This window comes from Salipiger sp. PrR002 (genome assembly GCF_010500775.1).
GTDB lineage: Bacteria > Pseudomonadota > Alphaproteobacteria > Rhodobacterales > Rhodobacteraceae > Salipiger.
In genome coordinates this window covers 1-1,368 of sequence record NZ_JAAGOU010000092.1, presented here as the reverse complement: position 1 = coordinate 1,368, position 1,368 = coordinate 1, and the positions used below count along the sequence as shown (strand labels likewise).

General features: G+C 63.3%; 1 protein-coding gene. It reads right to left on the bottom strand.

What is annotated here, in order from left to right; genetic code table 11:
- Positions 1–755 (bottom strand): calcium/sodium antiporter (locus G0A00_RS26265; protein ID WP_164185622.1); only part of this gene is annotated, 755 nt, incomplete at its 3' end.
- Between the last annotated feature and the right edge of the window lie 613 nt (positions 756–1,368).

The window sequence follows — 1,368 nt, the reverse complement described above, 5'->3', positions numbered from 1 at the left end:
ACGATATTGCCGAAGGCCACATCCCCCTGCCGCTTCAGCGCGGCGATCACCGAAGTCACAAGCTCTGGCATCGACGTGCCGACCGCAACGATGGTCAGGCCGATCACCGTCTCACCGATGCCGAAGGCACGTGCCAGGGCGACCGCCCCATCGACCAGCAACGCACCGCCGAACACCACGAGGCCAAGCCCGGCAAGAGCAAGCAGCAGCGGCAGGATCAGCCCCCGGCGACGTGAGGGGGCGCCAAGGCCGGGATCGGCCTGGAGAAGGGCCGCGCTCTTGTCGTGGATCGCGCCGTGTTCGCCCGTTGTGCGCTCCTGCCGGATGACCATGACAATATAGGCGACCAGACCCACGACAAAACCCGCACCGAGAAGGCGCCCCATGGGCAGCGCGAGCGCGAGCGCCGCGAAGAGCGTCGCCACCCCGAGCATCAGCGCCGCATCACGCCGGAGCGCAGCCTCGGCAACGATCACCGGGCAGATCAACGCCGAGATGCCGCCGATCAGCAGGATGTTGGCAATGTTGGAGCCCACGATATTGCCATAGGCAATGCCGGGCGAGCCGCTGAGCCCGGCCTGCACCGAGGTCACAAGCTCCGGCATCGAGGTTCCGAAGCCGACAAGCGTGAGGCCGATGACGAGAGGTGAGACACCCAGCCGCTCCGCGGCCTGCACCGCTCCCCGCACCAGCAACTCGCCGCCAGCAACCAGCAACACAAACCCCGCGATGAGCGGCAGCCAAGTCTCGACCATGTTGAACTCCGACGCCGACCAGCCGGCTCATCGCGGGTGGAAGTGGCGATGCCTGCGATCGCCTTCAAGGGCTTGGAAGTCGGCTCGTGGAGAAATTCAAACGTGTCGGTCTTACGTCCATCACAAAACTGCGGCGGCCCAGTCCGTGAGTTCTGAACATCAAGCTGGCAGCACTCGACCAAGATAGTGCCATGCTGACATTTCAAGAGGCCTTGGGAAGGCCCAATTCAGGTTGAGAGTACAGAAGCCGCGAAATACCCGAGCGCCTACAAGTCTTGGACGGAGTCGAGTCGTCATGCGGTGCTGGAGTAGTGATCTCGTGATGCACGGGGGAGGCCGCCCAGAAAATCCAATTGCGACAGGTCCGCTGGCGTCCAAATCAAGCGGTGGCCGCGAATGCGCTACTGAGCTAGGGCAGGTAGTTCGCCCGCGAAGGTGCGGACAGAATAATTATCATGATCGGCAAAATGATCGACAAAGTGGGGCAGGGCCGAGCACTGCTTCGGCGCAAAGTGAGGAGCAGGCTGTAGTTGTTGCTAGGCCGGCTGCGACGGAGTGTTGGATAGTGCCCCCGCGCGTGGTGTAGGAGCGTCGACCTTCGGAGAGGTCCGGG